This is a genomic window from Halomonas sp. 707D4 (assembly GCF_024158685.1).
Lineage (GTDB): Bacteria > Pseudomonadota > Gammaproteobacteria > Pseudomonadales > Halomonadaceae > Vreelandella.
Map to the genome: position 1 here is coordinate 1 of NZ_JAMZBD010000153.1, position 6521 is coordinate 6521.

The window sequence follows — 6521 nt, forward strand, 5'->3', positions numbered from 1 at the left end:
GTATCCACCCGCTTGTAGCTGGGCGTGCCCAGGCGCTCGGTCAGCTCGGTGTAATAGGCGCTGGGGGTCTTGCCGGTGACCGCCATGATCTCGGCGGCCAGCAGGCACAACGCGATGCCGTCCTTGTCCGTCGACCACGGCTTGCCATCGCGGGTCAGAAGGCTTGCTCCGGCGCTCTCCTCACCGCCGAAACCGAGATACCCCTGGTGCAACCCTTCGACGAACCACTTGAAGCCGACCGGCACCTCATGAAGTTCGCGTTCGTGAGAGGCCACCACGCGGTCGATCATCGACGACGACACCAGGGTCTTGCCGATCTTGAGCGCGTTTTCGCCGCTAGCGGGCCAGTTCGGCCGATAGCTCAAGAGATAATCCACGCACACGGCCAGGAAGTGGTTGGGGTTCATCAGCCCGCCGGCATCGACGATGCCGTGGCGGTCGGCGTCCGGGTCGTTGCCGAAGGCGAGATCGAAACGGTCCTTGATCTCGAGCAGGTTCGCCATGGCTGCCGGGCTCGAGCAGTCCATGCGCGTCTTGCCGTCATGATCCGGCGGCATGAAGGCAAAGCTTTCGTCGATGGTGGTGTTGACCACCTCGAGCTCGAGCTCGAAGCGCTCGGCGATGGCCTGCCACACCGGCAAGGCCGTACCGCCCATCGGGTCCGCGCCCAGTTTGAGGCCCGCCCGCTCGATCGCCTCCATATCGACGACCCGCGAGAGGTTGCCCACGTAGAGCGCGGTGAAGTCGAATTCGCTGGCGTGAGCGAGCGCCTTTTCAAGCGATACGCGCGGCACGTCGTCGATGCGCGCGAGATACTCGTTGGCGCGTGCCTCGATCCAGCCAGTGGCATCGGTATCCGCCGGGCCACCGTGGTAGGGGTTGTACTTGATGCCGCCATCTTCCGGCGGATTGTGCGATGGCGTGATGATCAGGCCATCCGCGCGGGGCGCATTGGGATCGGCGTTATGCTGCAAGATGGCATGGCTGACCAGGGGCGTAGCGGTATAGCCCTGCCCTTTCTCGATCTTCACCGCGACATCGTTGGCGGCCAGCACCTGCAGCGCGCACTCCCAGGCCGGGCGAGACAGGGCGTGGGTATCCAGCCCCAGAAACAGCGGCCCCTGGTAGCCGGCATCAAGGCGGTAGTCCACCACCGCCTGGGTAATCGCCCAGATATGCGCGGCGTTGAAGGTGCGCTGGGTAGCGCGACCGCGATGCCCGGACGTACCGAACGCCACGCGCTCGGCAGCGATATCGGCATTGGGAACCTGTTCGTAAAATGATCTCGATAGGATTTCCAATCGCATTCGACTGTCCTGTTGGCTGAATATACCAGGCATATTACTATGTTTTTGACAAGAAAGCTCAGGAAAACACTTTAAAGCTATATAGAAGACCCACTCAAATCAGCTCTCTTTAAGAGATCATAGCTTCAAACTCTATAAGCCAATTTCAACTTACCTAAAAACCGAAAATAGCCTTTTCTTATAATAAAATCAATCATATAAAATATACATCAACAGCATTTTTAACCAACAAACACTTAAACAACTCCTTATGCTTTAAAATAAGTTATAAGAATGACGTTATCTATTAGCGTCATTATTTTGCAACCAAGATATTAAATCTTATCTTAAGTTTTATCTTAAATAAACAGAATTGTGAATCATCAAGTAATTACCAAGATTTTTACTACTGCTTCAGAATAAATGCAGTGAATTTTTTTTAGAAATCAAAGCAGCTGGACGCTGTTATGAGTTCAGAAGTAATCTTTTAAGTTAGATTGCAGCCGCTCCAGCAAGACGCAATGGAACGTTGGACGCGTCTCCTTCTTAACACTCTTCACTCGTCCGTTGGCTTAAAGGCGAATAAGGTTACATCTACCGTTGCCCGACACCCTCGCGATAATAGACAGCATTTAAAGTAAGCGGTTTGCAGCTCTTTGCCTCAACTCTCTTCTCAAATGACACTTTCCTTCTATTTGTCAACACCGTATGGATAAAGTACAGAAGCGTCTGCCAAATTTCCTCAATGCGCAAACCGTTTTTAAGTCCACGTATACGTCTTCGATGGCATCTCATTAGGGGCCGCTTATGCACCGTCTGTGGGCTGCCGTAGCATTGACTCAGTGTCGCGACCGATTATGTCTATTGCCGCCGACCCTCTCGAAGAGCGTGCATAGGCGTGGCGTGATAATAAAGCATCCGAACCATGGATAAATCATCAAACTCCGGAACCACACAATCGACACATTGAATTCAATAATAAATAATAATTGATATTTCAAGAAATACAAAATAAAAGTGAAATCATCAATTCGAATATTTACATAAAAATTTAGATGTTTATATAAAATACTTTATTAATTATCGATAATTAACCCACCATTTAAACTTTAGAAAACTTATCCCAAAATATTAATCTTAAATTCATAACAAAACCAGCCGAAGTAATTTATAAGCAGTTAGATATATAGAAAAAACCGGCCATAAAGGCCGGTTATTTAACAATCAAAATTACTTCATATGCATAGCTTAGAAGAAGTAGCGAGCACCTGTCAGCCAGTACACGTCATCAGTCAGATCACCGAGGTTAGTGTCACGGTTGACACGCGGTGCGTCTGCATCAGCTACTTCTACGAATACGTCGAAGTTGCTGGAAACGTTGTAGTAAGCACCGGTAGCCCAAGAACGGCTAGTTTCGGCATCGTCGCGCTCAACATTGTAGTAATCGATGTTGAAAGCCCAAGGACCAGTGGTGAAAGTACCACCGATGCCTACGCTATCATAACCGCCACGGCCGATCGCATCGTTGACAATGACGTCACCATTTTCACGACCTTCGTAGCCAAGACGAGCCGAGAAGTTGTCGGTGAAATCATAAGAGCCGACGAGGCCGTACAGCATTTCGTCGTTGCCGCCACCTTCTACTACGTCGTCAACGAAACCAAGACCGATGGTAACAGGGCCTTGCGCGTAACGAACACCACCTTGGGTAGCGATTTCGTTGCTTTCGTTGGCCTCAACACCTACGAGGCCACGCTTGCTGTAGTGCTTGGCTTGCAAGAAAGCAGTAAAGCCTTGCAGATCGGGCGTGTAGTAACCGATGGAATCGCCGCGAGACTGCTTGGCGTTACCAACAAATTCCAGGCCTTGATCGATGTAAACATCGAACGGCAGTGAAACGAACTGGTTGTAGAAGCTGTCGAAGTTACCAGCTTGGAAAGTACCGAATTGACGGCTTGTCAGACCAAGGTAAGACTGGCGAGTTTCGCGGAAGGCTTCGCCAGAGCGACGCTCGTCAGCGCGGAAACGCCATTCCAGACGACCGAACGCAGTCAGGTCACGAGAGATTTCCTGGCTCAGGCGGAAACCGAGACGAGAAAACACATCTACGAACTCAGGATCGTTGTTCAGCTCTTCGCCATCACCGTTGTACTCCGGGCCGCCACCGGCAATACCGAGAGCGATACGGCCGTACAGGTCAACCTTGGTGCCGTCTTCGTCGTAAACAGTGGCTGCTTGAGCGGCAGCAGAGGCGCCCAGAGCACCAATGATAGCAGTCGCTAAAAGTGTCTTTTTCATGATGTAGGTTCCTTAACTAGCTTACTGTTTCGATCGTTACTGCCGGGCTTTTCCGAAACCCCGCAGGTGGCTCATGGGTCATGCTCTTCTGTCATTCGCCGGTTTCTTGGCGATATGTGGCATGTCCTCAAATCAGCCTTGTTATAGTCCAATGCTCGCAAGCCAAACTCTATACTGGGATTCCGGGGAACGCAATAGAAAAAAACAGTGTTCTTTTATTATTCGCGAATTTTTATGGAACCCTGGAGGCCTTTTGCGAGTCTCAGCGCGCTTCGAACTTTTGCATCAACCCTTTTATTTTTTCTTCCATCGTCAACGGCGCCTTTGCGTCTTCGACCACCTGCCCTTCGTCTTTCGACCGAGACGGTTGGTCGTGCCCGGCCTGCTGGCGAACTTCGTTTCGCGCCGGCACGGGGGAATTGCCGGGCTTTTTGAAGGCAGGTTTGGCGGGCTCTTCGCCTACCTGCTCCTTGCGCCGTTCACTTGCATGAAGCGAGGCTTCCTTGTCGACGATACCCGCTGGCTGGCCATCCAGGTCGACGCGCTCGGCGCCTTCGCGCATGGATTTGACGTAGCGCGGCAGGTTGACGTAATTGGCCAGGGCGCGACGTATCAACTTGCCGGACCACGGCTCGCGCTGGGCCAGATCGATATGGATCCCTACCTTGAGCGGCTTGGTGTGGCCCTTGAAGAAAGCCTCTGGGTAGCGCTCGTACCACTGCTTCAAGAGCGCTTGGGGCGAAGGAGGTGTCTCGCCCCGTGTGGCAGCCTCGGGTACCGGGGCTGGCGCCTCTTCGGCGGGCGATGTGGCTGCCAAGGGGCGTTCGAGCACATGCGCTAGCTGCTCCTTCAGGCGGGCGTTCTCCCGGCGCAGTTGCTCGAGCTCTTGCTGGGTACCCGCGAGATGCGCTTCCAGTGATTCGATCAGGTTCAGTACGCTGGCGGCCATGGCGCCCTCCTTGGAGCTGACTAGTCGGCTATACGCTCGTAAACGACGAAATCGTACCGGGGCTGCCCCTCGCCGGGGCTACCCGCCACGCGCTGCACTTCTCGAAACGATGAAAGGGGAATTTCCGGAAAGGTGGTATCACCTTCGACCTCGACCTCCACCTCGGTCACGTAGAGACGCTGGGCGATGGATAGCGCCTGACGGTAGATCTCGCCGCCGCCCATCACCATGATCTCTTCCGCCGCCTCGATGGTGGCCTGCTGGTCGGCAAGCTCGAGCGCCTGCGAGAGGTCGTGGCAGACGCGAATGCCTTCGGCCATGAAGGCGTCGTCACGCGTGACGACGATGTTCAGGCGATTGGGCAAGGGCTTGCCGATCGAAGCAAACGTCTTGCGCCCCATCACCAGGGGCTTGGCCTGGGTCATGCGCTTGAAGAACTTGAGGTCCTCCGGCAGGTACCAGGGCAGCTTGCCTTCGACGCCGATCACGCCATTCTTCGCCATGGCGACGATCATCGCCACCGGCACCAGGGGCTCGTACAGGGAGCGCTGTGTCATACGGCCACCTGCGCCTTGATGTGGGGATGGGCTTCGTAGTCGTCGATACGAATGTCGTCGAAGGTGAAATCGAACAGCTCGCGCACTTCCGGGTTGAGCCACAGAGTGGGCGGGCTCAGCGGTGCGCGGACCAGCTGTTCCCTGGCCTGCTCGACATGGTTGCTGTAGAGGTGCGCATCCCCCAGGGTATGCACGAACTCACCGGGCTCGAGCCCGCACACCTGGGCCACCATGGCCGTCAGCAATGCGTAGCTTGCGATATTGAACGGAACGCCCAGGAAGATATCGGCGCTGCGCTGGTAGAGCTGGCAGGAAAGGCGCCCGTCGGCCACGTAGAACTGGAACAGGCAGTGGCACGGCGGCAGCTTCATTTCGTCCACCTGGGCCGGGTTCCAGGCCGAGACGATGAGCCGGCGCGACTGCGGGTTGGTGCGAATCTGCTCCAGCACCTGGGCGATCTGGTCGACGCTTTCGCCGCCTTTCGGGCTGGGCCAGCTGCGCCACTGGTAGCCGTAGACCGGGCCCAGGTCGCCGTTCTCGTCGGCCCACTCGTCCCAGATGCGCACCCCGTGCTCTTTGAGGTAGCCGATGTTGGTATCGCCCTTCAGAAACCACAAAAGCTCGTGAATGATCGAGCGCAGGTGCAGCTTCTTGGTGGTCAACAGCGGAAACCCGCGCGCCAGGTCGAAGCGCATCTGGTGGCCGAAGATCGAGCGCGTGCCCACGCCGGTACGATCATCGCGATCGACGCCCTGCTCCAGCACGGTGCGCATGAGGTCGAGATAGGGCTGTTCGAGCGCGGCGGTGGGAGCAGCTTGGGGCGAAGCGGCAGGCATCATGGCAGTCACAGGGTGTCCAGAGTCGAAAGTCGTTGAAGGCTGTATTCTAGGCGGCGCTGCCTCATGGATGCAACGCCGCCCGAAAACGCGCGATTCAAACGCGCTTGGCGTCGACCGGGTTGTTGCGCGACCACACCATGAAAGCCACGCCCAGCGCGATCATGGGAAGGGTCAACAGCATGCCCATGGTTACCCAGCCAAAGGCGATGAAGCCGATGTGCGCATCCGGCAGGCGCACGAACTCGACCAGAAAGCGAAACGCGCCGTAGCCGAGCAGGAACAGGCCCGACACGAAACCGCGCGCCCGGGGCTTGGCCGAGACCCACCAGAGAATGACGAAGAGCACCAGCCCCTCGAGCAGCGCCTCGTAAAGCGCCGAAGGGTGACGAGGCTCCGGCCCCATGCCGGGAAACGGCATCGCCCAGGGCAGCGAGGAGACGCGCCCGGGCAGCTCGTGGTTGATGAAGTTGCCGATGCGCCCGGCGCCAAGGCCGATCGGCACCAGCGGAGCGATGAAATCGGTCAGGGTGAAGAAGGCCAGCTTCTTGCGCCGCGCGAACAGCCACGCGGCCAGCAGCACGCCGATCAGCCC

6 protein-coding genes are annotated in these 6521 nt (G+C 56.2%); all 6 read right to left on the minus strand.

Translation table 11 applies throughout. From position 1 onward, the window contains the following. The coding region (locus tag BIS11_RS08390) for a phosphoglucomutase, alpha-D-glucose phosphate-specific (RefSeq protein ID WP_253585918.1) at positions 1–1301 on the minus strand (1301 nt) is incomplete at its 3' end. A gap of 1233 nt (positions 1302–2534) precedes the next feature. Then, a complete protein-coding gene (locus BIS11_RS08395) occupies positions 2535–3584 on the minus strand; it encodes a porin (RefSeq protein ID WP_253424558.1) in 1050 nt (349 codons plus the stop codon). Between the two features lie 262 nt (positions 3585–3846). Then, the gene (locus BIS11_RS08400) at positions 3847–4533 is read right to left on the minus strand and encodes a ProQ/FINO family protein (protein ID WP_253424561.1); all 687 of its coding nucleotides are present in this window, start codon (positions 4531–4533) and stop codon (positions 3847–3849) included. Positions 4534–4553: 20 nt separating this feature from the next. Beyond that, entirely contained in the window at positions 4554–5090 is a 537-nt protein-coding gene (locus tag BIS11_RS08405) for a dihydrofolate reductase (RefSeq protein WP_253424564.1), read from the minus strand. After that, positions 5087–5929: a thymidylate synthase gene (locus tag BIS11_RS08410; protein WP_253585919.1), complete on the minus strand. Its 843-nt coding sequence runs from the start codon at positions 5927–5929 to the stop codon at positions 5087–5089. Before BIS11_RS08410 ends, BIS11_RS08405 begins: the two co-directional genes overlap by 4 nt. 94 nt (positions 5930–6023) lie before the next feature. Next, a partial coding sequence (gene lgt, locus BIS11_RS08415; RefSeq protein WP_253585917.1) for a prolipoprotein diacylglyceryl transferase occupies positions 6024–6521 on the minus strand: 498 nt, incomplete at its 5' end.

Excerpts from the sequence above, each read along its gene's own strand:
- BIS11_RS08395 (WP_253424558.1), bottom strand. The coding sequence starts at position 3,584 with ATGAAAAAGACACTTTTAGCGACTGCTATCATTGGTGCTCTGGGCGCC.
- BIS11_RS08400 (WP_253424561.1), bottom strand. The coding sequence starts at position 4,533 with ATGGCCGCCAGCGTACTGAACCTGATCGAATCACTGGAAGCGCATCTC.
- BIS11_RS08405 (WP_253424564.1), bottom strand. The coding sequence starts at position 5,090 with ATGACACAGCGCTCCCTGTACGAGCCCCTGGTGCCGGTGGCGATGATC.
- BIS11_RS08410 (WP_253585919.1), bottom strand. The coding sequence starts at position 5,929 with ATGATGCCTGCCGCTTCGCCCCAAGCTGCTCCCACCGCCGCGCTCGAA.